Raw genomic sequence first — 24,383 nt, 5'->3', positions numbered from 1 at the left:
GGCACAGGTGTGCGCCCGCCGATCACCGTACCCCCACGCTCTCGCGTGATGCAAGCGTTTACGTCAAGCGCTTGCATCACGGTTGCGTCACGCCGGACGGGTCGCCGACGGGGGTTACGCTGAGACCATGAGCGGGATGCGCGGCATGGCTGCGGCCGGAGGCGGCGGCGGTCGCGGGCGCGTCAGCGGCGGCGACGCGGAGGCTCAGCGGGCCATCAACGCCGAGGCGCCGAAGATCCCGCACCTGTTCCGCCGGATCGTCTCGCTCTTCTCGGCTCACCGCATGGCGATCGTGTTCACGATGGTGCTCGTGCTGATCGGTGCAGCGTTGTCGGTGGTGCCGCCGCTGCTCACCGAGCGGGCGTTCGACGACGGGCTGTTCCCGCCCGGCGGCCCGAACATCCCGGTGCTCGTCGAGATCGTCGTGTTCATGCTCATCGTGTACATCGCGTCGGCGCTGCTGGGCGTCTGGCAGACCTACCTGACGGCGTCGGTCGGCAACAAGGTGATGGGGGCGCTGCGCGTCCGGCTGTTCTCGCATCTGCAGTCGATGGAGCTCAGCTTCTTCACGCACACCAAGACGGGCATCATCCAGTCGCGGCTCCAGAACGATGTCGGCGGGGTCGCCAGCGTCCTCACCAACACGATCTCGAGCATCCTCGGCAACACCGTGACGGTGATCGCCGCGCTCGTCGCGATGCTGCTGCTCAACTGGCAGCTGACCATCGTCGCCGTGGTGCTCATGCCGATCCTCGTGATCGCGCAGCGCCGGGTCGGCCAGGTGCGTGCACGCATCGCGACCAAGACGCAGGAATCGCTGTCGGACATGACGGCGATCACGCAGGAGACGCTGAGCGTCAGCGGCATCCTGCTGTCGAAGAGCTTCAACCGCCAGACCACCGAGGTCGGCCGTTACTCCGCCGAGAACGAGAACCAGATCCGCCTCCAGGTGTCGCAGGCGATGAGCGGCCAGTGGTTCTTCGCGATGGTCAACATCTTCCTGTCGTCGATCCCCGCAATCGTGTACCTGGTCTCCGGGTGGCTGATCGTGGGCGGTGCGACGGACATCTCGGCCGGAACGATCGTCGCGTTCACCACCGTGCAGGCGCGACTGCTGTTCCCGCTGCTCGCGCTGATGCGGGTGGCGCTCGACCTGCAGACCTCGGGTGCGCTGTTCGCCCGCATCTTCGAGTACCTCGACCTGAAACCGGCGATCGCCGACCGTCCGGACGCCGTGCCGGTAGATCCGTCCGACGACCTCGGGAGGATCGAGTTCGACCACGTGGTGTTCCGCTACCCGGACGCCCGCGACGGGGAGCGCAACACCCTCGACGACGTGTCGTTCGTCATCGAGCCCGGGGAGTTCGCTGCGTTCGTCGGGCCGAGCGGCGCGGGCAAGACCACCGTCTCCTACCTCATCCCACGGTTCTACGACGCGACGAGCGGCTCGATCCTCTTCGGCGAGACGGACGTGCGCGACCTTCAGCAGGACTCGCTGGTCTCACACATCGGGGTGGTCAGCCAGGAGACCTACCTGTTCCACGCGACCATCGCCGAGAACCTGCGCTACGCCCGGCCGGACGCGACGCAGGAACAGTTGGAGGATGCGGCCAAGCGTGCCAACATCCACGACACGATCGCGCGCTTCCCGGACGGCTACGCGACGATCGTGGGGGAGCGCGGCTACCGGCTCTCCGGCGGCGAGAAGCAGCGGATCGCCATCGCCCGCGTGCTGCTGAAGGACCCGGAGGTGCTCATCCTCGACGAGGCGACGAGCGCCCTCGACACCATCTCGGAACGGGTCGTGCAGCAGGCGCTCGACACCGCATCCAGCGGCCGCACCACCATCGCCATCGCGCACCGGCTGTCGACCATCGTCTCGGCGGATGTGATCTTCGTGATCGACCACGGGCAGGTCGTCGAACGCGGGACGCACCGCGAGCTGCTGGAGCTCGGCGGCGTGTACTCGCGCCTGTACCGCGAGCAGACCGAGAGCGCAGTCCTCGAGGAGTAGCGTCCTCATCCATCCGACGAAAGGGCTTCCCGTGCCGACGATCACCGAACTGCTGTCCGCCAACCTTCTCGAGGTCTTCGGCAACCGCGACGCGGGCTCGCGCCGCGCCGCCATCGAGCGCACCTACACCGAGGACGTCGTCTTCGCCGATCCCGAGGGCGAGGTGACCGGATGGGATGCGCTCGAGGCGAAGGCCGCCGGCCTCATCGACGCCGCGCCGGCCGCATTCGCGTTCGCGGACGCCGGCCCCGTCTACCTCGGGCGCGACACCGGAGCCCTCGCCTGGACGTTCGGCCCCGAGGGCGCGCCCGTCGCCCGCGGCATCGACGTCATCGAGGTACGCGACGGCCGCATCGCCGCGCTCCGCACCCTCCTCGCCTGACGCCTCCGCCCCCTGCCCCATCCCCCCCACCGTCGAATCCGCAAACTTTGCACGTTCCGGGGGCGTTCGGCGTGCAAAGTATGCGGACTCGACGGTGGGGGGAGGGGGAGAGTTAGACTGGGCTAACTTTTTAGGTAGGCGAGGTTGCGGATGAGCGTCGAGGTCGAGGAGCGGGTGCCGCGGGCCGCGCCCGCGCGGCTCCTGCTGCTGCTCGGACCGGCGTTCGTCGCGGCCATCGCCTACGTCGATCCGGGCAACGTCGCCGCCAACCTGACCGCCGGCGCGCGGTACGGATACCTGCTCGTCTGGGTGCTGGTCGCCGCCAATGCGATCGCGGTCTTCGTGCAATACCAGTCGGCGAAGCTCGGCATCGTCACCGGTCGCAGCCTCCCCGAACTCCTCGGGGAGCGGCTCGGCACCGGCGCGCGCCGGGCCTACTGGGTGCAGGCCGAGCTCGTCGCGGCGGCCACCGACATCGCGGAGGTGATCGGCGGCGCCATCGCGCTGAACCTGCTGTTCGGGCTGCCGCTGCCCATCGGCGGGCTGATCGTCGGCATCGTCGCCATCGGCATCCTCGCCATCCAGTCGCGCCGCGGCCAGCGCCCGTTCGAAGCCGTCATCCTGGGGCTGCTCGCCGTGATCGCGGTCGGGTTCCTCGCCGGGCTGTTCGCAAGCCCGGTCGACTGGGGCCAGGCGGTCGGCGGCCTGGTGCCGCGATTCGACGGCGCCCAGACCGTGCTGCTCGCGGCCAGCATGCTGGGCGCGACGGTCATGCCGCACGCGATCTACCTGCACTCGGCCTTGGCCCGCGACCGGCACGGGACCACCGCGGACCCCGGCCGCATCCGCCGGCTGCTGCACGCCACCCGAGTGGATGTGGTGCTCGCGCTCGTGCTCGCCGGCGCCGTCAACATCGCCATGCTGCTCGTCGCGGCGTCCGCCCTGCGCGGCGTCGACGGGACGGACACCATCGAGGGCGCCTACCATGCGATCTCCTCCGCCCTCGGCCCGGCGATCGGGGTCGTCTTCGCGATCGGCCTGCTCGCCTCCGGCCTGGCCTCCACGTCGGTCGGCAGCTATGCGGGCGCGACGATCATGGGCGGACTGCTGAAGCTGCGCGTGCCGCTCCTCGTCCGCCGGATCGTGACGCTGATCCCGGCCGTGATCATCCTCGCCGCCGGCGTCGACCCCACCTGGGCCCTGGTGCTGTCGCAGGTGTTCCTCAGCCTCGGCATCCCGTTCGCCATGATCCCGTTGCTGCGGCTGACCGGCTCGCGGGCCGTGATGGGCGCATCGGCCGACCGGCTGTGGGTGCGCATCCTGGGCGGCGTCGTCGCGGGCCTCGTCGTGCTCCTGAACCTCGCCCTGGTCGGCCTGACCATCGCGGGAGCGTAGGCGGCGGGTCCGCTGCTCAGCCCCGCGCTGCCACCCAGACGGCCGCGGCGGCCGTCGCCCCGAGCACGATGTGCTGCTCGTCGACCGTCACCGTGACATCGCCCGCGAAGGCGCGGTGCTCCTCCACGCTGAGCACGGTGTCGAGTCCGATGCCCCGCTCTCCGAGGTAGCGGAGCACCGCAGGGTCGGCGTCCGAGATGCGCGCGACGCTCAGGGGCGTTCCGGTCTCCGCGTCCAGCAGGGGGACGGCGTCCGGGCGGCGCGGTGTGCCGTCCGCGGTCGGGATCGGGTCTCCGTGCGGATCGCGGGCCGGGAAGCCGAGGCGCCGATCCAGGCGCTCGACCAGGTCGTCCGAGACGGCGTGCTCCAGCACCTCGGCCTCGTCGTGCACCTCGTCCCAGCCGTAGCCGAGTTCCTCCACGAGGAACGTCTCGATCAGCCGGTGCCTCCGCACCATGGCGACCGCGTGCCGGCGCCCGGCGTCCGTCAGCTCGACTCCGCCGTACCGCTCGTGGGCGACGAGCCCCTGCTCGGCGAGCCGCCGGATGCCGTCCGACACGGTCGCTGCGCGCACGCCCATCCGCTCGGAGAGCTGCTTGACCGTCACCGGGTCGTCCGACCATTCGGTCGCCGACCAGATGATCTTCAGGTAGTCCTGTGCGACGGACGACAGGTCGGACACGGGCATGAGCCGATTCTAGGGCGGGCGTCACACTCTGCCAGCGGTGCATCCGCGCTGTTAAGGTGGGTCGGGTGAAGTACGCAGAGACCATCATCGACTTGGTCGGCGACACCCCGCTCGTGAAGCTCAACAGGCTGACCGAGGGGATCGCGGCGACGGTGCTCGTCAAACTCGAGTACCTGAACCCCGGAGGTTCGTCGAAGGACCGCATCGCCTCCCGCATCATCGACGCTGCGGAGCGCGACGGGCTGTTGAAGCCCGGCGGCACCATCGTGGAACCGACGAGCGGCAACACAGGAGTCGGGCTCGCCCTGGTCGCGCAGCAGCGCGGCTACCGGTGCGTGTTCGTCCTCCCCGACAAGGTGGGCGAGGACAAGATCAACGTCCTCACCGCCTACGGAGCGGAGGTCGTGGTGACGCCGACGTCGGTGCCGCCGGACCATCCCGACTCCTATTACTCGGTCTCCGACCGCCTGACGGCCGAGATCCCCGGTGCGTTCAAGCCCAACCAGTACTTCAACCCGAACGGTCCGCGCAGCCACTACGAGACCACCGGTCCCGAGATCTGGCGCGACACCGACGGCCGCATCACGCACCTCGTCGCCGGTGTGGGCACCGGTGGCACGATCAGCGGCACCGGGCGGTACCTCAAGGAGGTCTCCGAGGGGCGCGTCCGCATCGTCGGCGCCGACCCCGAGGGGTCCGTCTACTCCGGCGGCACCGGTCGGCCCTACCTCGTCGAGGGCGTCGGCGAGGACTTCTGGCCCGGCGCCTACGACCCCAGCGTCGTCGACGAGGTGATCGCGATCAGCGACGCCGAGGCGTTCCGGATGACCCGGCGGCTCGCCCGCGAGGAGGGCATCCTCGTCGGCGGGTCGAGCGGCATGGCCGTCGCGGCTGCTCTGCAGGCGGCGAAGGACCTCGGCCCGGACGACGTGGTCGTGGTCATCCTGCCCGACGGCGGCCGCGGCTACCTCGCCAAGATCTTCAACGACCGGTGGATGCAGTCCTACGGCTTCAGCGAGGTGCCCGACGAGTCCACGGTGCACGACATCATCAAGACGAAGAGCGGCGCCCTGCCGGACCTGGTGCACACGCACCCCTCTGAGACGGTGCGCGACGCCATCCAGACGATGAACACCTACGGCGTCTCCCAGCTCGTGGTCCTCACCGCCGAGCCGCCCGTCGTCATGGGCGAGGTCGCCGGCGCGCTCGACGAGCGGTCGCTGGTGGACGCGGTCTTCAGCGGGCACGCCGAGATGAGCGACTCCGTCGGCACCCACCTCGGAGAGCCGCTCGAGCTCATCGGCGTCAACGAGCCGGTCACGGCCGCCCGCGCCGCGCTCGCCACGACGAACGCTCTTCTGGTGACCGACGGCGGCAAGCCCGTCGCGGTGCTCACCCGCCAGGACCTCCTCAACTACTTCAGCGACTGACCCGCACCGGGCCGACCCACACAGGAACAGAGACAATGACACACGGCTTCGCCACGCGCGCCATCCACGAGGGTCAGGAGTTCGACCCGACGACCGGCGCGATCATCCCGCCCATCTACCAGACCTCGACGTTCGTGCAGGACGGCATCGGCGGGCTGCGCAACGGCTACGAGTACGGTCGCGCCGGCAACCCGACGCGCACGTCCCTCGAGACGCTGCTCGCCTCGCTGGAGGGCGGCGTACGCGCCCTGTCGTTCGCGTCGGGACTGGCGGCGGAGGACGCCCTGCTGCGCGCAGCGCTCCGCCCGGGCGACCACATCGTGCTCGGCAACGACGCGTACGGCGGCACCCACCGGCTGATCGACCGCATCCACAGCGAGTGGGGGATCCGCAACACGACCGTCGACCTCGCCGACCTGGACGCCGTCCGCACCGCGCTCGGGACGGACGGCACCCGCATGCTGTGGATCGAGACGCCGAGCAACCCGCTGATGAAGATCAGCGACATCGCGGCGCTGGTGGAGCTCGGCCACGCCGTCGGCGCGATCGTCGTCGTCGACAACACGTTCGCGTCGCCCGCGCTGCAGCAGCCGCTGTCGTTCGGCGCCGATGTCGTCGTCCACTCGACCACGAAGTACCTGGGCGGACACTCGGACGTCATCGGCGGCGCGCTGATCTTCGCCGACGAGGAGCTCGCCGGGAAGGCGCAGTTCATCCAGTTCGCCGCGGGGGCGGTGTCGTCGCCGATGGATGCGTGGCTCACCACGCGCGGCATCAAGACGCTGCAGGTGCGTGTCCGCCAGCACAGTGCGAACGCGCAGGCGATCGCGGAGGCGCTGGTCGGTCACGCGGGCATCGAGACCGTCTACTACCCGGGCCTGCCGGCGCATCCCGGCCATGAGCTCGCGGCGCGCCAGATGAGCGGATTCGGCGGCATGCTGTCCGTCGCGCTCTCCGGCGGTGCGGCGGCCGCCCGGCGGTTCGCGGAGTCGACGCAGGTGTTCCAGCTGGCGGAGTCGCTCGGCGGTGTGGAATCGCTGATCGGCTACCCGACCGAGATGACGCACGCCTCGGTTCGTGGGACCGCACTCGAGGTGCCGGACAACATCGTGCGCCTGTCTGTGGGCATCGAGGATGTGGACGACCTGCTCGCGGATGTGGAGCAGGCGCTCGGTCGCTAGCGGGGCCGGTCGCAAGCGGCGTTCGATCGTTCACCAGGGAGTCGGTGGCCGGGGCTAGCCTCGGGCGCATGGATCAACGCATCAGTCTCGTGACGCTCGGAGTGGCCGACCTGGCGAGGAGCCGCGCCTTCTACGAGGACGGACTCGGCTGGAGGCCGGCCGACGCGCCGGAGGGCGTCGTCTTCTACCAGCTGCCCGGGATGGCGTTCGCGCTGTTCGGGCGGGAGGAGCTGGCCGAGGACGCCCGCCATCCGGTCGACGGGACGTTCAGCGGCATCACGCTCGCGTGCAATCAGCGGTCGGAGGAGGACGTCGACCGCGTCTTCGCGCAGGCCGAGGCCGCCGGTGCCCGCATCCTGAAACCCGCCGAGCGTGTGTTCTGGGGCGGCTACTCGGGGTACTTCGCCGATCCGGACGGCCACGTCTGGGAGGTCGCGTACAACCCGGGATGGACGCTGGCGGAGGACGGCACGCTCAGGGTCGGCTGAGGGCCCCGCGTGCGACGGCCAGCCGGTCGGACAGCGGCGCCAGCCGCGCTTTCGTGAGGTTCTCGCGGGCGGTCCAGCGGGCGTCGCCGTCCGTGGAGGTGGCGAGGCGTTCCAGGAGGGCCACCCCGGCATCGGAGTCGGCCGCAGCGACCACGCTGACGGCATAGCCGAGGGCCTTCCGGAGCACCCGAACGTCTGGATCGCGGCGCCCGGAGGGCGGGACGGCGAGCAGCGCGTCGACCGCACGCTCGATGATGGAGGCGGCTTCCGCGGCGTGGCGGGGATCCCGCAGGAGGGACGGCTCGGCGACCGCGGCGACGGCCGCTCGCACGGGAAGCGGGCCGGTCGGCAGCCAGGCGTGCGCGTGCGCGATGCCGCGATCCCAGTCGGCGGCGAGCACCCGTTGCAGTCCCGTGGCGGCGAGTTCGCGCACGCGCCAGCGTGGATCGGCGGTCGCGGCGTCGAGGAGCGCCAGCGCATCCGGATCCGGACCGGTGGCGAGGATAGCGCCGGCCGAGAGAGCGGCCACCGCGGCGAGGTACTCGCGGTGCGCCTCGGGAAGGTCGGGGGCGGTGCCGGGGTCGTCGCTCAGCCACCGGCGGAGCACGCGGAGCGCGTCCGCCCGGCGTTCGGGCGGCGTCGCCTGCGCGAGGTCGGCGACGCGGTGCGCGAGCTCGAGGTTGGCGCGGGGTCCGGGCAGCCGGCTGCCCTCGGCGAGGTGGCGCTCCAGTGCATCCGCATCGCCGTCGAGCGCGCGCTGCCAGGAGGCGGCCGGTTCGGAATCGGCGGAAGCGGTCACGTCAGGGGTCCGGGGCATGCCCGGAGTCTAGAGGGGCGGCCTCAGGCGGGGGCGGTCCCGTCGCCGGTCCCGTCGCACATCGGGTATACGCGGGTCTGCCGTTCGAAGAACCGCGGGGGCGTCGTCGACGTGCGGATGAGGCCGGCCCGGTGGAAGGACCGCAGGTCGGCGAAGAGGCCCGGCAGGCGCATCCCGTGCAGCTCGTCCATGCTGATACCCGGACGTTCGAGCAGGAGGGCCATCAGCCGCATCCGTGCGGCGGCGTCGCTCCGCTCGGTCAGCAGGGCCGGATCGAAGGGGATCCGCGTCGCCGTGTCCCACATGGAGGCTCCTCGATCTCGCATCACTGCGCCGGCGATTCTTTGCGCCGCAGGGTCAGTTATAGGGCAAGGTCGGCATCCCCGCAATCCATGCACGCCACGATTCGCCGAATAGAGCAAATACACCGCAACGGATGTGCGGCAGCCGCGAGAGATGGCCCGGCCGCCGACATAAACCGACGCACGGCACATTCACGGCTGATCGGGTATTGTCCGGCTGCCCGCCCTCGCCGATAGTGGTCTCGTGAGGACTTTCGGGGTGGAGGAGGAACTCCTCCTGGTAGACGCGCGCGGCATGGCCACGCCGGTGGCTCCGTCCGTCCTTGCGGACGCTCCGCCGGTCGTCGACGGGCCGTCGGTGAGCGCGGAGTTCCAGCAGGAGATGATCGAGACGCAGACGCGTCCGCAGCTGCAGACCAGCGAGCTGCTGCTCGACATCATCGGCGGCCGCGAGCTCGCCGACGGACTCGCTCAACGTCACGGCGCCCGGGCCATCGCCGTCGGGATGTCGCCGATGCGGCTCCGCCCGCACGTGACCGACGACCCCCGCTACGCGAAGATGATCGAGCGCTATGGGCTCACGGCTCGGGGCACCCTCGTCTGCGGCTTCCACGTGCACGTGGGCATCGAGTCGCGCGAGGAGGGCGTCGCGGTGCTCGACCGCGTCCGCACCTGGCTTCCGACCCTGCTCGCCCTGAGCGCGAACTCGCCGTTCTTCGGCGGAGCGGACACCGGGCACGCCAGTTACCGCTTCGCCGCATGGCACCAGTGGCAGAGTGCCGGACCGACCGACGTGTTCGGCTCGGTGGAGGCGTACGACCGGTTCGAGCGGTTCCTGGTCGACACCGGCGTCATCCTCGACACGGGGATGCTGTACCTTGACGCGCGCGTCTCGCACAAGCAGCCGACGGTGGAGGTCCGGGTCGCCGACGTCTGCCTCGACGCCCGCGACGCCGCGGTCATCGCGGCACTCGTCCGCGCCCTCGTCGACACGGCGGCGGCGGACTGGCAGGCGGGCGTTCCTCCGGCTCCCGTCCCCTCGGCGGCACTGCGCCTCGCCGAGTGGCAGGCGGCGCTGACCGGCGTCCGCGGCTCGCTGCCGCATCCCGTCACCTGGCGCGAGGTGCCGGCTGTCGAGGCCATCGACGCGCTGCTGTCGCACACGGCGGCCGCACTCGAGGCGAACGGGGATCTGGTGCTGGTGCGCCGCGGCCTCGCGCGCATCCTCGCCACCGGTGGAGGAGCCGGTCGTCAGCGCGCGGCGTTCGAGCGTCGAGGGCGGATGCGCGATGTGGTCGCGCTCGCGGTCTCGGCCACCCACGAGCAGTCGGAGGACGACGACCTGGTCGTCGCCTGACCCGCCTGAGCCGGATGGTGCCCTCCGCGGCGGGGCCGGCGTTCACGCGCTGTCACGCGGCCTTCCGCCCGCGGGGGATCGCGCCTATTCTGCGGTCATGACGGAGAAGGAGCTCGCCCACCAGCATGCCGTCTACACCTACGGCTCGCTGCCGCTGACGCTCATGTACAGCCCCACCGCGACCGCGGCGTGGGAGGTCTATTACGGCGGCGAGTACCTCGGCCTAATCGAGGAGGTCCACGACACCGGCGAGCTGTGGCCGGCGTTCGTCGCCCGGCTTCCCGGCGAGGAGGAGGACGGCGAGGGTGTCCCCGCCCGCGACTGGCGCGTGGCCGTCGAGGTGCTGGCGGGGCAGGCGGGGCTTTAGCGCCCGGTGCCGTGCGCTCCGATTCGCCGCGTCAGAACGCGAACTGCGACCACTCGTCGCGCGCGAGCGAGACCTGCTCACCGCGCGAGTCGACGATCCAGGAGTCGGATGTGCATCCCAGGTATGTGCAGAGCAGGGTCTCGCTGGACCACCCGTCCGCCGAGCGCACCCACCGCACCAGATGTACATCCTGACCGGGCTTCGGAACGTTCCCGATCGGTGATTCGAATGTGGTCACGCTGCACCCCTCCCCTCGGGCGGCCTGTCTGACCACGACCCTAGCGGGGTACACGACCGGGGGACAAGAGGTGCGGGCGATCAGTTGCCGCTGTCGTCCTCGAGCGGATCGAACTCGTCGTGCTCCGGCTCGACGAAACCGTCGGCGTCGTACGGTCCTTCCCCGCCCCCTTCGGCGATGGCGTCGGTGTCGACCGGTTCGCCCGAGGGCGTCTCCGGCCAGTTCTCCTTGGCGTCGCTCATGGCGTCCCTCCCGGATCGCTGTCGCGTGGATGCTCTGAGCGCGATGGTAGACGGCTCTCGGGCTCCCGGGTAGGGCCGCCGGGCAGGGACGCAGCTCACTCGCCGGGTTCGCGCCCGGTGAGCCGGACCTCCTCCACGTCGAGCCGCCGCTGGATGTCGCGCAGCACGATGTCGTCGATCTCGCCCTCATCCCGCAGCCGGACCACCTCTTCGCGTTTGCAGTGCAGCAGCGCCAGCCGGAGCTCGGTGTCCTGCCGGCTCCGCTCCGCCGCCTCCTCGCCGTCGCGCGACTCGTCCTCGACCTCGAGCAGCTCGAGGTGCTCCTCGAACTCGCCCTGGATGCGCTCGCTGATCTCGGGGTCGACGCCGAGCCTCTGAGCGAGCTGCGGCAGCTCGTCGAGGGCCGCGCGGGTCGCGCTCGTCTCGGCAAGCCGCAGCTCGTGCCCGACCGACTCGTCGGAGGGAAGGTGCGCCCAGCGGACGACCGCCGGGAGGACGAGGCCCTGCCCGACCAGCGTTACGACGATCACGCCGGTGGTGACGAACACGATGAAGTCGCGGCCGGGGAACGGGGAGCCGTTCTCCAAGGTCGTCGGCACGGCGAGAGCGGCGGCGAGGGAGACGGCGCCGCGGAAGCCGGAGAGCCCGCTCACGACGCGGGCGCGGTCGCTCATCCGGCGCTTCTTCTGCTGCGGGCGCCGATCGAGGAGCCGGATCAGGTACACCGTGCCGAAGAGGTAGGCGAAACGGACCGCGACGATGACGGCGGTCACGGCGGCGATCGCGACCAGTCCCATCCCGACGTCGACCGCCGCCAGTTCCATGGTCGAGCGCGGCAGCTCGATGCCGACGAGGACGAACAGGCTGGCGTTGAGCAGGAAGGTCGTGAAGGTCCAGAAGGCGTCCGACTGCCTCCGCCCCTCGGCCACGCCGATGCGGGGACCGGCCTGGCTGATGATCAGCCCGGCGACCACCACGGCGAGCACACCGGAGGCATGCACCAGCTCGGCCAGCAGGTATGCCACGAACGGGGTCAGCAGCATGGCGATGTTCTGGGTGATCGCATCCCGGAGCCGACGGCGGGCGAGGATGGCGATCCAGGCGACCACGGCGCCGATGACGGCTGCGCCGACGTAGGCGATGAGGAGGGTCAGCGTGACGGCGCCGACGCTGACATCGGTGTCGCCGACAGTGAACCCGACCGCGAGCGACCACAGCACGAGGGCCGTCCCGTCGTTCACCAGGCTTTCCGCGCGCAGGATCGTGACGTTGCGGCGGGGGAGCGAGCGCGTGAACGAGGTCATCGCGGTCGCGTCGGTGGGCGCGATCGCGGCGCCGAGCGTCCACGCCGCACCCCACGGCAGACCCATCGCATGCGCCAGCACCGCGACTGCGGCGGCGGTGACGACGACGAGGCCCGTGCTCATCAGGACGATGCCGCGCAGGTTGGAGCGGATCTCCCGCAGCGAGGTGGTCAGGCTCTCCCAGTAGAGGATCGCCGGGAGGAACAGGAACAGCACCACCTCCGGCGCCAGTTCGATGTCGCGGAACAGGGGGATGAACCCGATCAGCACGCCGATGCCGACGAGGAGGAGCGGCTGGGCGATCCCCGTCTTCCGCGCGATCACCTTGGTGAGCAGGGTGGTGACGCCGATGACGACGACCAGTTCGAGTCCGAGCACTGGACCTCCTTCTGCCGCACATCCTCCCGCGGTGTCGGGTGCGCCGTAACCCTCGGCGGGTGGATGTGCAGGGCATAGGAACTCCGCAGAGAAGGCATTCACGGCTCATAGGACTGCGAAAGGTCACAGGAATGTAACGACGCGAGGGTGTCGGGATGACGCACGAACCCTCTCCCCACCCTGCGCCCCTCCTGGCGCTCGACGTCGTCGTGCCGGTCTACAACGAGCAGGCGACGCTCGACACGTCCATCCGCCGACTGCATGCCTACCTGAGCGCTGACGTGCGCTACAGCTGGCGCATCACCATCGCCGACAACGCGAGCACGGACGCGACGCCGGCGCTCGCCGATGCGCTGGCGGCCGACCTTCCGCACGTCGTGGCCGTGCATCTGCCGCTGAAGGGACGCGGTCGCGCACTCAAACTGGTGTGGGGCACGTCGCCCGCCGAGGTGCTCGTGTACCTCGACGAGGACCTCTCCACCGACCTCGCTGCGCTGCCGCCGCTCGTCGCGCCGCTGCTGTCCGGTCATTCGGACCTCGCGATCGGCACCCGGCTCGGGCGTTCCTCCCGGGTGGCGAGAGGCGGGAAGCGAGAGTTCATCTCGCGCAGCTACAACCTGCTGCTGCGGCGGGCCATGTCCGTCGGTTTCAGCGACGCCCAGTGCGGGTTCAAGGCGATCCGGCGGGATGTGGCCCAGCGACTGCTGCCCCTCGTGGAGGACGACGGCTGGTTCTTCGACACCGAGCTGCTCATCCTCGCCGAGCGCGCCGGGCTGCGCATCCACGAGATCCCGGTCGACTGGGTCGACGACCCGGACAGCTCGGTAGACATCGTCCGGACGGCGACGGACGACCTGAAGGGGATGCTGCGGGTGGGCACGAACCTGGCGCGCGGTCGCATCCCGCTCGAGTCGGTGTACGCCGAGCTCGGCCGGCGCCCGTTCGCGCCCCCGCGTCCGCCCGGCTTCTTCGGACAGGTGCTGCGCTTCGGGATCGTCGGGGCCCTGTCGACCGCGGCCTACGCCCTGCTGTACCTCGTGCTGCAGAGTGCGTTGTCCGCGCAGGTCGCCAATCTGGCTGCGCTGCTCCTCACCGCGATCGCGAACACCTGGGCCAACCGGCGTTTCACCTTCGGCGTCGACGGGCCCGGGATGGTGAAGCACCAGTTCCAAGGGCTCGTGGTGTTCGGCATCGCGTGGGCCCTCACCAGCGGTTCGCTCGCCGTGCTCCACGCCGCGGTCCCGCACGCCTCTGCACAACTCCAGCTGCTCGTGCTGACGGCGGCGAACCTCGTGGCCACGCTGCTGCGCTTCGTACTGCTGCGGCTGTGGGTGTTCCGGCGGCCGCGGGTGGGTGCGGCCCCCGTGCCGTCCACCACTTCCACTCCCACGCTCTCCCTCACCTCCACCGAAAGCGAGTGAACGCCATGTCCACCACTGCCACCACCGGCACGCCGTCCGTCCTCCCGGGTTCCGGAGCTACGCCGTCCGAGGCCGCCCCGGGGCATTCCCCGGGGCGTGTCCGCGATGCCCTTCGCCGGATCGTCCGCGGGCGGGAGGGCGCCGCCCGCTGGGAGCGCCCCGCACTGCTCGGCCTCCTTGCTGTGACCGCGCTGCTCTACCTCTGGGACCTCGCGGCGAGCGGTTACGCGAACTCCTTCTACTCCGCGGCCGTGCAGGCCGGGAGTGTGAACTGGGAGGCCTTCTTCTACGGGTCGAGTGATGCGGCGAACTCGATCACGGTGGACAAGCCGCCCGCGAGCCTCTGGATCATGGCGCTGTCGGTCCGTCTGTTCGGACTCAGCTCCTGGAGCATCCTCGTTCCGGAGGCGCTGATGGGCGTCGCCACGGTCGGTCTCGTCTACGCGACCGTGCGCCGGCGGTTCAGCGCGCAGACCGCTCTCCTGGCGGGCGGCGTACTGGCCATCACTCCGGTCGCCGCGCTCATGTTCCGGTTCAACAACCCGGATGCACTGCTGGTGCTCCTGCTGACCTTCTCGGCGTACCTCACGTTGCGCGGCATCGAAAGCGGACGGGTGCGCTGGGTGGTGTGGGCCGGCGTCGCGGTCGGGTTCGCGTTCCTGACGAAGCAGCTGCAGGCGTTCCTCATCCTCCCGGTCCTCGCCGGGGTCTATCTGGCCGCAGCGCCGCTGTCGTGGCGCAAGCGGTTCGGGCACCTGTTCGCCGCCCTCGGCGCCGTGGTCGTCTCGGCCGGCTGGTGGGTCGCCATCGTCGAACTCGTACCCGCCTCCCTGCGGCCCTACATCGGCGGATCGCAGACCAACAGCTTCCTGGAGCTCACGTTCGGCTACAACGGCCTCGGGCGGCTCACAGGCGACGAGACGGGATCGGTCACCGGCGGCGGAGGAGGGGCCGGCGGTGGGATGTGGGGCCAGACCGGCATCCTCCGGCTGTTCGAGAACGAGATCGGCGGTCAGATCGCCTGGCTCCTTCCGGCCGCGCTCGTCCTGTTCGCCGTGGCCCTCGTTCTCGGGCGCGGGATGGTCCGGACCGACGCGCGCCGGGCGACGCTGCTCGTCTTCGGCGGCTGGCTGCTCGTGACCGCCCTGGCGTTCAGCTTCATGGCGGGCATCTTCCACGCGTACTACACGGTGGCGCTCGCTCCGGCGCTCGCTGTCACCGTGGCGGTCGGCGCCTCCGCGCTCTGGCAGGCGCGCGATCGGCTCTGGATCCGCATCGTCTCCGCGGTCGTCGTCCTCGGGACGGGGATCTGGGCCTGGGCGCTGCTCGACCGCGCAACGGATTGGCTACCGTGGCTCAAGGTCGCCGTGCTCGTCGCCTCCCTCGTCGCGGCCGTGCTGCTCGTGCTGCCGCCGCGGCGGGCGCTCGCGGGCGCGACCATCGCGGTGACCCTGGTGGCCGCGCTTCTCGCGCCACTCGCGTACACGATCCAGACGGTGACGACGGCCCACACCGGCTCCATCGTCACCGCCGGACCGACCGTGGCCGGCGGGATGGGCGGCCCGGGCGGCGCCCGCGGCTTCCGAGGCGCCCCCGGTGGGGCGAACGGCGGTCCCGGCGGCTTCGGCGGCCAGGCGACTCCTCCGGGCGCGACCGGCACGGCGCCGGGCGGGACGGGCGCGACCGGAGGCACCGGAACCGCGCCCGGCGGCGGGGGAGGGATGGGCTCGCTCCTGGGCGCTGGCACCGTCGGTTCCCAGCTCGCGGCGCTCCTGAAGGCGGACGCGTCGTCCTACACCTGGGCCGCCGCAGCCGTCGGCTCCAACTCGGCCGCCGGTTACCAGCTGGCGACTCAGGAGGCGGTCATGCCGATCGGAGGCTTCAACGGCTCCGACCCATCGCCCACGCTCGCACAGTTCCAGAAGTACGTGTCCGAGGGACGCATCCACTACTTCATCGCGGGCGGCGTGGGCGGTCGGGCCAACGGCGGGAGCAGTGCGTCCAGCCAGATCGCGGCCTGGGTGGCCGACACGTTCACCGCGCAGACCGTCGACGGAGTGACGGTGTACGACCTGACGGAGTGACGCAGCTACGCGCATGTCGGGGGCCCGCGACATCATGGGAACATGACGGATCGCGGGCCCTCGATGACGAACGGCAGCACGACGAGCGCCGGCGGTCCGGAGCCCGAGCTCAGCGATCCGCGGGTGCCCGCGCCCCCGCACGGGCGGCTGGGAGTGGCCGGCGGCACCGCGCTGTACATCGCGGCGGTGCTCGGCACGGGCATCCTCGTGCTCCCGGCGCTCGCCGCGGCCGCCGCCGGTCCTGGCGCGATCCTCGCCGTCGCGGCGCTCGCCCTGATCTCGGTGCCGCTGGCGAGCACCTTCGCCGCGCTCGCGCGACGGCACCCCGACGCCGGTGGCGTCGCCACCTTCGCGCGGCGTGCGTTCGGCCCGGACGCCGCCCGGGTGATCGGGTACTGGTTCTTCTTCGGCACACCCATCGGCGCGCCGATCGCAGCGCTGATGACCGCCCGATACGTGGTCGCGGTGATCGGGGGCGACGCGCTCAGCACGACCCTGATCGCCATCGGACTGATGGTGATCCCGGTCATCGTGACGGCCTTCGGCGTGCGGTTCGCCGCTTCGGTTCAACTCGTCCTGTCGGGCGCGCTCGTCGCGGTGCTGATCTTCGTGCTGGCGGCGGCGGCGCCGCACGCGCGCCCAGAGAACCTCGTGCCGCTGCTCCCGCACGGCTGGGCGGGCGTCGGACTGGCGATGAGCCTCTACATCTGGGCCTTTGCCGGGTGGGAGGCCGTCGCCGGGATCGGCGGCGAGTTCCGGAACCCCCGGCGCGACATCCCTCGGGCGACCGCGCTCGCGCTGGTCATCGTCTCCGTCGCGTACCTCGCCATCCAAGCCGTCACGGTCGTGGTGCTCGGCGGGAAGGCGGCGACGAGCGATGTCCCGCTGCTCGACCTCGTCCGGGTGGCGACCGGTGACGGAGGAGGCGTGGTGGTCGCCGTGATCGCCGCCATCGTCGTGACCGGCGTCTTCAACGCCTACCTCGCGGCCTTCAGCAAGCTCGGCGCGGCCATGGGACGCGACGGCGACCTCCCCGCCTGGTTCGGCCGGGGCGTCGAGAACGGCGCGGTCGCCCGGCGCGGGCTGCTGCTGTCGGCTGTCGTCATGGCTCTGTACTCCGTCGTCGTGCTGGCGAGCGGCGACCTCCAGCCGTTCATCCTCGTCCACACCAGCATCGCGGCCGCGGTCTACGGCCTGGGAGTGGCGTCGGCGCTGCGGCTGCTCCCGGCGCGCTCGCTCGGCTGGTGGATGGCGCTGATCTCATGCGTGCTCGCGGCCGGGCTGCTCGTGCTCGCCGGTTGGCACCTGGTCTTCCCCGCGGTCGCGGCCGTCGTCGCCCTGGGGGTCGGCGCCCTCCCGCGCTCGCGCCGTCGGCGTTCCGGGCGGCCTGCTGGAGCCGATCCCGCATAATAGGGGCAGCCGCGGCGCCGCCGCGCGCGTCGCGACGCACGGGAGGGGGCGCGGTGACCGAGCATCAGCGGGCCTCCAGCATGCGGGATGTCGCCGCCCTCGCCGGCGTCTCGCACCAGACGGTCTCGCGCGTGATCAACGGTCATCCGAGCATCCGGGAGTCGACGCGGCAGCGGGTGCTGGTCGCCATGGACCAGCTGCACTACCGGCCCAATCGCGCCGCCCGGGCGCTGGTCACCGCCCGATCGCGCACCATCGGCATCCTCTCGACGTCCGCCGCGGCGCTCTACGGGCCGGTGTCGAGCATCAACGCCATCCAGGATGCGGGCCGCGCGGCCGGCTACTTCATCGCCGTCGCCCAACTCGCCGACCTCGAGCCGGAGTCGATCGCCGCCGGCCTCGACCACCTGCTCGCGCAATCGGTCGAAGGGCTCATCGTCATCGCGCCGCAGGAGGTCGTGCTCCAGCAGCTCGAGACGGCACGCCTCGACGTCCCGTACGTCACCCTGCTGGGCGGTCCGGCGTCGGTCCAGCGCGAGCTCACCGTCGACCAGGTGGCCGGCGCCCGGTCCGCGACCCGGCATCTGATCGACCTCGGCCACCGGCGGATCGTCCACCTGTCGGGGCCGCTCGAATGGTTCGAGGCGCAGGCCCGCGTCCACGGCTACCGGTCGGAGCTCGCCGCCGCCGGCCTGACTCCGATGCCGTCGCCGGAAGGCGACTGGACCGCGGAATCCGGCTACCGGCTCGGCCGCCAGGTGCTCGGCGATCCGGAGGTGACGGCGGTGTTCACCTCCAACGACCAGATGGCGCTCGGCGTCTATCACGCGGCGCACGAACTGGGTCGGCGGATCCCCGAAGACGTGAGCGTCGTCGGCTTCGACGACATCCCCGAAGCCGCTCACTACTGGCCGCCGCTCACGACCGTGCTGCAGGACTTCACCCAGCTCGGCCGGCGAAGTGTCGAGAGCCTGGTGACCGAGATCGAGGGCGGGACGGAGCCGACGCCGGTGACGCTGCGGCCCGACCTCGTGGTCCGCGCCTCCACCGCTCCTCCCGTCTCCGTCGGCTGACGCCACCGGCCGACCCGGGGGCTCGGGACCGGCCCCGACCGGCGTCGGCGGCTCGGCCTAGGCTGGAGCCCATGAGCTCGCGCGACGTGGATTCGGAGACCGCGGCCCCCGCCACCCCCGATGTCGCGCCGGCCGGCGGTGTGCTGAGCGCACCGTTCCGCTGGACGAGCATCGGGATGTGCCTTCTGATCACGCTCGCGGCCTTCGAGGCCCTCGCCGTGACCACGATCATGCCCACCGTCAGCCGCGAGCTCGACGGCGCCTCGCTCTACGCGTTCGCCTTCGCCGGTCCCCTCGCGGTCGGCGTCGTCGGGATGGTGGCCGCCGGCGCGTGGACCGATCGCGGCAATCCCCGGTCGGCGTTGATCGCCTCCGTCGTCCTCTTCGCGGCCGGTCTCCTCACCGCGGGACTGGCCCCGACGATGGGGGTGTTCGTCACCGGGCGCCTCGTGCACGGTCTCGGCGGCGGAGCGCTCACCGTTGTGCTGTACGTCATCGTGGCGCGGGTGTATCCGCCGCGACTGCATCCCCGGATCTTCGCCGGCTTCGCCGCGGCGTGGGTCATCCCGTCGCTGATCGGTCCGTTCATCGCGGGCGTGCTGAGCGAGACCGTCGGCTGGCGCTGGGTGTTCCTGGGCGTCGTCGCGCTGACCGCCCTCGCCATGCTGATGGTGGTTCCGGTGATGCGCGGTGTGCGCCGGGCTCCCGGTGAGCCGGGGCCCTTCCCGGTCGGGCGCATCCTGTGGTCCCTGCTGCTCGCCGTGGCGGTGCTCGCCCTCACTCTCGGCGCCGAGGCGTCCGGCCCGATCCAGTGGATCGTGCCGGTGCTCGCCGTGGCGGTCGCGGCTGTCGCGATCCATCCGCTGGTGCCGCGGGGGACACTGGTCGCGCGTCGCGGTCTGCCGAGCGTCATCCTGATGCGTGCCATCGTCGCCGCAACCTTCTTCGCTTCCGAGGTCTACGTACCGCTCATGATGGTGACCGAGTACGGGCTCTCCGCCGCCATCGCCGGCCTCGCTCTCACCGCGGCCGGCCTCAGCTGGTCGGCGGCCTCGTGGGCCCAGGGCCGCTTCCCCGGCATCGGCAACCGTCTGGCCGCACGCCTCGGCGCCACCGGACTGACTATCGCCCTCGCGTCACTTATCGCCACGGCGGCCTGGCACCTCGATCCGTGGGTCGTGGTCGTCGGCTGGGCGTTCGCCGGCGCCGGCATGGGTTTCGTGTACCCGCGCCTCGGCGTCCTCACGCTGCACTACTCGATGACCGCCGACCAGGGTTTCAACAGTTCCGCCCTGACGATCGCCGACTCCACCGGCTCCGCGGTCGCGCTGGCTGCGACGGCGGTCGTCTTCGCGGCCCTCCGCGGCCTCGGCGGCGGCGTTCCGTTCGTCGGGGCGTTCGCGGTGACAGCGGTGCTCTGCTGCCTCGCGTGGGCCGTCGGCTCGCGACTCGTGCGTCGCTGACGCGCCCGCATACCAGCGCTGGGGATCGCCCTGGTATCGTGTGGTACTCCTTGGTATGCACATGGAGGCAGCATGCAGACGGTCGACCAACCCGCGATCCTCGTGAGCCATCTCGGCTACGACACGGGAGCGCCGAAGGCCGCCGTGCTCGTCGGGTTCGATGCCGCTCCACGCCTTCGGATCGAGCGACTCGACGACAGCGACACCGTGTCCGTCGCCGTCGACTCACCGCAGCGCGTCTCCCGGTGGTCGGCACGGCCCTACGCCCGCGCGGACTTCTCGTCCATCACGACTCCCGGTCGCTACCGGCTCGTCGCCGAGACCGACGAGGGCGGGGTCGCGTCGGCGCCGTTCGTCATCGCGGAGGACCGCATCCCGAGCCTCGTCGTGTCCGACATCACGGCGATGTTCCGCGCGCAGCGGTCGAGCGGGGAGATCGATCGCAAGGATGCCGCAGCGCGCTTCTACGACGACGACTCCGGCCGCACGGTGGATGCACGCGGCGGCTGGCTCGACGCATCCGGCGACTACAGCAAGTTCCTCAGCCATCTCACCTACACCCGGATGATGAGTCCGCAGCAGATCCCGCTCTGTGCCTGGGCGCTGCTGACCGCGGGCCGGGAACTGCGCACGGCGCATCCGGGCTTCCGGACGAGTCAGTATCCGCGGCTCCGTGACGAAGGCCTGTTCGGCGCCGACTTCCTGGTGCGCTTCCAGGATCCGAGCGGCTTCTTCTACACGGCCATCTTCGACGCGCTGACGAAGCGGCTGGAGGAGCGCGTGATCACGGCGCCGCTCCAGGACAGTGTCCGCACCCAGCGGTGGCAGGCGGCGTACCGCCAGGGAGGGGGCCTCGCGATCGCCGCGCTCGCTCTCGCCTCGTGCGCCGACGACGAGGGCGATTTCCGTCGCGAGGAGTACTTCGCCGCGGCGGTGCGCGGCTTCGAGCATCTGGAGCAGCACAACCGCGACTATCTCTTCGACGGCGAGGAGTCGATCATCGACGACTATTGCGCGCTGCTCGCCGCCGCGGAACTGCTGGCAGCCACTGGCGGTACCGGGGTGGAACGACAGGCATTCGCTGCGGCGGGGGCGCGCCGCGCAGAGTCCATCGCACAGCGACTTCGCGACGGCGAGACCGGGGCATGGCTGGTGGGCGACGTGGAGGGGCGGCCCTACTTCCATGCAGCCGAGGCCGGCCTGCCCGTTGTGGCACTGCTGCGCTGGGCCGAGGTGCTGAGGCAGGGCTCGGCAGCGGGCACGGACACGGACGCGGCCGCAGCCGACGCCGCGGAACGCACCGCGCTCGCCATTCTCGCCGGCGTGCTGCAGCGTACGGATGCCGCGCCCAATCCGTTCGGCTACCCGCGGCAGCGCGTCCAGCCCATCGGATCGGAACCGCGGGACGCGTTCTTCTTCCCGCACGAGAACGAGACCGGGTACTGGTGGCAGGGCGAGAACGCCGGGCTCGCATCCTTCGGCTATGCCGCAGCAATGGCGGCGCGGGTGCCGCGGACCGATGAGCGGCTCCGAACCCGCCTCCGTCGGCTGAACGCCGACGTGATCGCCTGGGTCGGCGGTCTCAACCCGTTCGACTCGTGCATGCTGCAGGGCCGCGGGAGGAACGGAGTGGAGTACTCCGCGGTGTATCAGAACACCCCGGGAGGCATCGTCAACGGCATCACCTCCGGCTGGACGGACGAGGAAGGCGTCGCCTTCCTCCCCGCCGACGCGCCGGACGGGGAGGAGTGGCGGTGGGCCGAGCAGTGGATCCCGCACTCCGGCTGGTTCCTCCTCGCCGTCTGCGCCGGCTGAGCAGCCGACCGGAAGACGTGGCCCTCAGGCCTCCGGGAGAGGTGCAGGGTCCTCCTCCGAGAAGTCCATCGCGGGCGGCTTGCGGCGGAAGCCGGAGGTGAGGATCGCGAGCAGGACGACGCCGATCAGCACCCAGATCCCGCCGGCGATGAATGTCGTCAAGGAGAGGCTGGTCCAGAGCCAGACGGTGAGGGCGAAACCGATCAGCGGAGCCACCAGGTGCGCCAGCACGGCACGCGTTCCCCGCTCGTGCTGGTCGATCAGGTAGTGCTTGATCACGGCGAGGTTCACGAAGCTGAAGGCGACGAGCGCGCCGAAGGAGATCACCGATGCGGCGACGTCCAGCGGTAGGAGCAGTGCGCCGATGAGACCGACAACGCCGACGATGAGCACCGACAGCCATGGCGTCTTGAAGCGCGGGTGGATCGCGGCGAACACGCGGCGGGGCAGCTGGCCGTCGCGGCCCATGGCGAACAGGATGCGCGCGACACTGGCCTGCGATGTCATCGCAGAGGCGAAGCTGCCGGCGATGTAGGCGGCGGTGAAGAACGTGAACAGTGCGCCGCCGCCGATCCGCGTCATCACGTCGAGCGGAGCGGAGTCGGTGTCGGTGAAGTTCTTGAAGTCGGGGAAGACCAGCCCGGCGACGTAGGCGGTGACGATGAAGAGCAGGCCGCCGGCCAGGGTGCACAGGATGATCGCGCGCGGGATGCTCTTCCTGGCGTCCTTCGCCTCCTCGCTGAGGGTCGAGACGGCGTCGAAGCCGAGGAACGCGAGCGCCAGGATGGCGGCGCCTGCGGCGATCCCGCCCAGCGTCGTGTTGCCGGAGAAGAACGGGTCGAGCAGGTTCGGGACGGTCGCCCCGCCCGAGAGGTACGCGATCCCGGTGGCCACGAAGACGACGATGAAGACGACCTGCACTCCGACGAGCGCCAGGTTGGCGCTCGACACCAGGGTGATGCCGATCACGTTCAGCAGGGTGACGACGACCACCGATCCGACCACCCACACCCACGCCGGAACCGCGGGGAAAGCCGCATTGAGGTAGATGCCGATGACGAGGTAGTTGAGCAGGGGGAGGGCGAGGTAGTCGAGGAGCAGCGTCCACCCGGTCAGGAAGCCGAGGTGGCGGCCGAAGGTGCGCTGCGTGTATGTGTACGCGGACCCGGCGACGGGGTAGGCCCGCACCATGCTGGCGTAGCTGCCGGCGGTGAACAGCATCGCGATCGTCGTGACGAAGTAGGCGCCGGCGAGGTGGCCGCCGGTGGTCTCGGTGACGAGACCGTACGTGGTGAAGACGGCGAGCGGCAGCATGTAGGCCAGGCCGAAGAGCAAGAGGGACGGCGTGCCCAGGCTGCGCTTCAGTCGCGGACCGGCGGGAGCGGCGGTGCTCGAGGGTCGGGAGGTGGTGGTCACGGGTGTGCCCTTCGTCGAAGCCGGAAAGCGGTTACCCGGGAATGTATAGCTTTGGTGCGCGATTGGTAAAGAGATATTTTCGGAAGGGACGGCAGGCGCCCCGCCGGCTCACGGCTCGATGACGGCCTTCACGAATCCGGAGGCGCGCTGAGCCATCAGCTCGTAGGCCGCATCCACCCCGTCGAGCGCGAAGCGATGCGTGATCAGCGGCGCGAAGGTGAACCCGCGCGAAGCGACCTGCGCCAGGGCGTCCCGCATCGCCCGCATGACGCGCGGATGGTCCGGGCAGAAGCCGTTGACCACCGTCGCGCCCTTGTACCAGAGCTCCATGTCGAAGGGGGCGGTGCCCGCGTGGTGGTATCCGACGACGCACAGGGTGCCGAAGGGCCGGACCAGCAGGGATGCGGTGGCGAGTCCCGGTGTCACCCCGGTCGCCTCCAGCACGACGTCGGCGCGGGGGTCGGCGGTCCCGGCACCCTCGGCGGCATCCGCGAATGCGGCGACCTCGTCCGGGTGCAGGGCGACCGCGGCGCCGAGGGCGAGGGCGCGCTCCCGCGCCTCCGGGTTGGGGTCGACGGCGATGGCGGTGCGCGGCGCTCGGGCCAGCGCGAGCTGCAGCAGCCCGAGACCCATGAATCCCAGTCCGACGATCGCCACGCGGGCGCCGGGGCTGAGCGGGGTGCGGGAGATCGCCTCCTCGAGTGTCGCGATCGGCTCTCCGATGGCGTGAGCCGGCTCGATCCCGGCGGGGACGGGAAGGAGCAGGTCCTCCTCCAGGAGGGCGTGGGTCGCGAAGCCGGGGCCGCCGAGGCCGGTCACGAACTCGCCCTCCTTCCAGCGCGACGCGGAGGATCCCACGGCGACGACGCGCCCGGAGATCTCGTGCCCCAGCTCGATGGGCTCGCCGCCGTCTCCCGGTCCCCGCAGCCACGGGGAGAGGTCGGAAGTGCACACGCCGCTGGCGACGATCTCGACGAGCACCTGGCCGGGGTGCGGCTCCGGAGTGGGGGCCTCCTCGATGCGGGAGGTGCGGGCGGCGACGACATGGCTGATGAGCATGCGAGCAGTGTAGCGCGGTGGTCCGTTGTGGTCTTATGTGGATGCGCGCTCGGGTCGAT

General features: G+C 71.0%; 22 protein-coding genes. 14 read left to right on the top strand and 8 right to left on the bottom strand.

The genetic code is table 11. The features are described from left to right. The first annotated feature begins 127 nt into the window (after positions 1 to 127). From H284_RS0106555 to H284_RS0106545, 3 genes are all read left to right on the top strand, one after another. Entirely contained in the window at positions 128 to 2,014 is a 1,887-nt protein-coding gene (locus H284_RS0106555; RefSeq protein WP_029042844.1) for an ABC transporter ATP-binding protein, read from the top strand. Positions 2,015 to 2,045: 31 nt separating this feature from the next. Next, positions 2,046 to 2,396 carry a nuclear transport factor 2 family protein gene (locus H284_RS0106550; protein WP_020075604.1) on the top strand — a complete coding sequence of 117 codons (351 nt, stop codon included), beginning with the start codon at positions 2,046 to 2,048 and terminating at the stop codon, positions 2,394 to 2,396. 150 nt (positions 2,397 to 2,546) lie between these two features. Further along, entirely contained in the window at positions 2,547 to 3,791 is a 1,245-nt protein-coding gene (locus H284_RS0106545; RefSeq protein WP_020075603.1) for an Nramp family divalent metal transporter, read from the top strand. A gap of 16 nt (positions 3,792 to 3,807) precedes the next feature. Here the strand turns inward: H284_RS0106545 and H284_RS0106540 are convergent, their stop codons facing one another. Then, positions 3,808 to 4,479 (bottom strand): metal-dependent transcriptional regulator, encoded by a 672-nt coding sequence (locus H284_RS0106540; protein WP_020075602.1) that lies wholly within the window; start codon positions 4,477 to 4,479, stop codon positions 3,808 to 3,810. 65 nt (positions 4,480 to 4,544) lie between these two features. Here H284_RS0106540 and H284_RS0106535 point away from each other — a divergent pair, with 65 nt between their 5' ends. The 3 genes from H284_RS0106535 to H284_RS0106525 all read left to right on the top strand — a co-directional run bounded on the left by H284_RS0106535 (position 4,545) and on the right by H284_RS0106525 (position 7,578). Then, the gene (locus tag H284_RS0106535) at positions 4,545 to 5,909 is read left to right on the top strand and encodes a cystathionine beta-synthase (RefSeq protein ID WP_018189815.1); all 1,365 of its coding nucleotides are present in this window, start codon (positions 4,545 to 4,547) and stop codon (positions 5,907 to 5,909) included. A gap of 35 nt (positions 5,910 to 5,944) precedes the next feature. Continuing rightward, positions 5,945 to 7,090 carry a cystathionine gamma-synthase gene (locus H284_RS0106530; RefSeq protein WP_020075601.1) on the top strand — a complete coding sequence of 382 codons (1,146 nt, stop codon included), beginning with the start codon at positions 5,945 to 5,947 and terminating at the stop codon, positions 7,088 to 7,090. A 68-nt stretch (positions 7,091 to 7,158) separates the two neighbouring features. Beyond that, a complete protein-coding gene (locus H284_RS0106525; protein ID WP_020075600.1) occupies positions 7,159 to 7,578 on the top strand; it encodes a VOC family protein in 420 nt (139 codons plus the stop codon). Here the strand turns inward: H284_RS0106525 and H284_RS0106520 are convergent. Both H284_RS0106520 and H284_RS0106515 read right to left on the bottom strand, forming a co-directional pair. Further along, positions 7,565 to 8,395 carry a hypothetical protein gene (locus tag H284_RS0106520; protein WP_231371099.1) on the bottom strand — a complete coding sequence of 277 codons (831 nt, stop codon included), beginning with the start codon at positions 8,393 to 8,395 and terminating at the stop codon, positions 7,565 to 7,567. The genes H284_RS0106525 and H284_RS0106520 overlap by 14 nt on opposite strands. Before the next feature lie 23 nt (positions 8,396 to 8,418). After that, positions 8,419 to 8,700: a hypothetical protein gene (locus tag H284_RS0106515; RefSeq protein WP_020075598.1), complete on the bottom strand. Its 282-nt coding sequence runs from the start codon at positions 8,698 to 8,700 to the stop codon at positions 8,419 to 8,421. Positions 8,701 to 8,941: 241 nt separating this feature from the next. Here H284_RS0106515 and H284_RS0106510 point away from each other — a divergent pair, with 241 nt between their 5' ends. Both H284_RS0106510 and H284_RS0106505 read left to right on the top strand, forming a co-directional pair. Then, on the top strand, positions 8,942 to 10,054 hold the full coding sequence (locus tag H284_RS0106510; protein ID WP_286132266.1) for a glutamate--cysteine ligase: 1,113 nt from the start codon (positions 8,942 to 8,944) through the stop codon (positions 10,052 to 10,054). Between the two features lie 97 nt (positions 10,055 to 10,151). Then, positions 10,152 to 10,421, top strand: a complete 270-nt coding sequence (locus tag H284_RS0106505) for a hypothetical protein (RefSeq protein ID WP_020075596.1) — start codon at positions 10,152 to 10,154, stop codon at positions 10,419 to 10,421. 31 nt (positions 10,422 to 10,452) lie between these two features. Here the strand turns inward: H284_RS0106505 and H284_RS0106500 are convergent, their stop codons facing one another. The 3 genes from H284_RS0106500 to H284_RS0106490 all read right to left on the bottom strand — a co-directional run bounded on the left by H284_RS0106500 (position 10,453) and on the right by H284_RS0106490 (position 12,583). Then, positions 10,453 to 10,659 carry a hypothetical protein gene (locus tag H284_RS0106500; RefSeq protein WP_018189822.1) on the bottom strand — a complete coding sequence of 69 codons (207 nt, stop codon included), beginning with the start codon at positions 10,657 to 10,659 and terminating at the stop codon, positions 10,453 to 10,455. 80 nt (positions 10,660 to 10,739) lie between these two features. Continuing rightward, the gene (locus tag H284_RS21015; RefSeq protein ID WP_018189823.1) at positions 10,740 to 10,901 is read right to left on the bottom strand and encodes a hypothetical protein; all 162 of its coding nucleotides are present in this window, start codon (positions 10,899 to 10,901) and stop codon (positions 10,740 to 10,742) included. A 95-nt stretch (positions 10,902 to 10,996) separates the two neighbouring features. Next, the gene (locus H284_RS0106490; protein WP_020075594.1) at positions 10,997 to 12,583 is read right to left on the bottom strand and encodes a Na+/H+ antiporter; all 1,587 of its coding nucleotides are present in this window, start codon (positions 12,581 to 12,583) and stop codon (positions 10,997 to 10,999) included. A gap of 155 nt (positions 12,584 to 12,738) precedes the next feature. Between H284_RS0106490 and H284_RS0106485 the strand changes: the two genes are divergently transcribed. The 6 genes from H284_RS0106485 (at position 12,739) to H284_RS0106460 (ending at position 21,849) form a co-directional block, all read left to right on the top strand. After that, positions 12,739 to 14,004 carry a bifunctional glycosyltransferase family 2/GtrA family protein gene (locus H284_RS0106485; protein ID WP_020075593.1) on the top strand — a complete coding sequence of 422 codons (1,266 nt, stop codon included), beginning with the start codon at positions 12,739 to 12,741 and terminating at the stop codon, positions 14,002 to 14,004. Further along, the gene (locus H284_RS0106480) at positions 14,001 to 16,088 is read left to right on the top strand and encodes a glycosyltransferase family 39 protein (protein WP_020075592.1); all 2,088 of its coding nucleotides are present in this window, start codon (positions 14,001 to 14,003) and stop codon (positions 16,086 to 16,088) included. Before H284_RS0106485 ends, H284_RS0106480 begins: the two co-directional genes overlap by 4 nt. A gap of 42 nt (positions 16,089 to 16,130) precedes the next feature. After that, positions 16,131 to 17,498, top strand: coding sequence for an APC family permease (locus tag H284_RS0106475; RefSeq protein WP_029042843.1), 1,368 nt, complete (start codon positions 16,131 to 16,133; stop codon positions 17,496 to 17,498). Between the two features lie 53 nt (positions 17,499 to 17,551). Continuing rightward, positions 17,552 to 18,571: a LacI family DNA-binding transcriptional regulator gene (locus tag H284_RS0106470; protein ID WP_020075590.1), complete on the top strand. Its 1,020-nt coding sequence runs from the start codon at positions 17,552 to 17,554 to the stop codon at positions 18,569 to 18,571. A gap of 71 nt (positions 18,572 to 18,642) precedes the next feature. After that, the gene (locus tag H284_RS0106465; RefSeq protein WP_020075589.1) at positions 18,643 to 20,034 is read left to right on the top strand and encodes an MFS transporter; all 1,392 of its coding nucleotides are present in this window, start codon (positions 18,643 to 18,645) and stop codon (positions 20,032 to 20,034) included. A gap of 72 nt (positions 20,035 to 20,106) precedes the next feature. Next, complete coding sequence (locus H284_RS0106460) at positions 20,107 to 21,849, top strand: cellulase N-terminal Ig-like domain-containing protein (RefSeq protein ID WP_020075588.1); 1,743 nt, start codon at positions 20,107 to 20,109, stop codon at positions 21,847 to 21,849. Between the two features lie 24 nt (positions 21,850 to 21,873). On the opposite strand, the gene H284_RS0106455 is transcribed toward H284_RS0106460, so the two are convergent. Both H284_RS0106455 and H284_RS0106450 read right to left on the bottom strand, forming a co-directional pair. Further along, on the bottom strand, positions 21,874 to 23,265 hold the full coding sequence (locus H284_RS0106455; RefSeq protein WP_020075587.1) for an APC family permease: 1,392 nt from the start codon (positions 23,263 to 23,265) through the stop codon (positions 21,874 to 21,876). A gap of 108 nt (positions 23,266 to 23,373) precedes the next feature. Then, positions 23,374 to 24,324: a zinc-binding dehydrogenase gene (locus H284_RS0106450; RefSeq protein ID WP_020075586.1), complete on the bottom strand. Its 951-nt coding sequence runs from the start codon at positions 24,322 to 24,324 to the stop codon at positions 23,374 to 23,376. Positions 24,325 to 24,383: the final 59 nt, after the last annotated feature.

It is taken from the genome of Cryocola sp. 340MFSha3.1, assembly GCF_000383315.1.
In the GTDB taxonomy this organism is placed as follows: Bacteria; Actinomycetota; Actinomycetes; order Actinomycetales; family Microbacteriaceae; genus Leifsonia.
The sequence above is the reverse complement of the archived record's forward strand: the minus strand, read 5'-3'. Positions and strand labels throughout refer to the sequence as shown.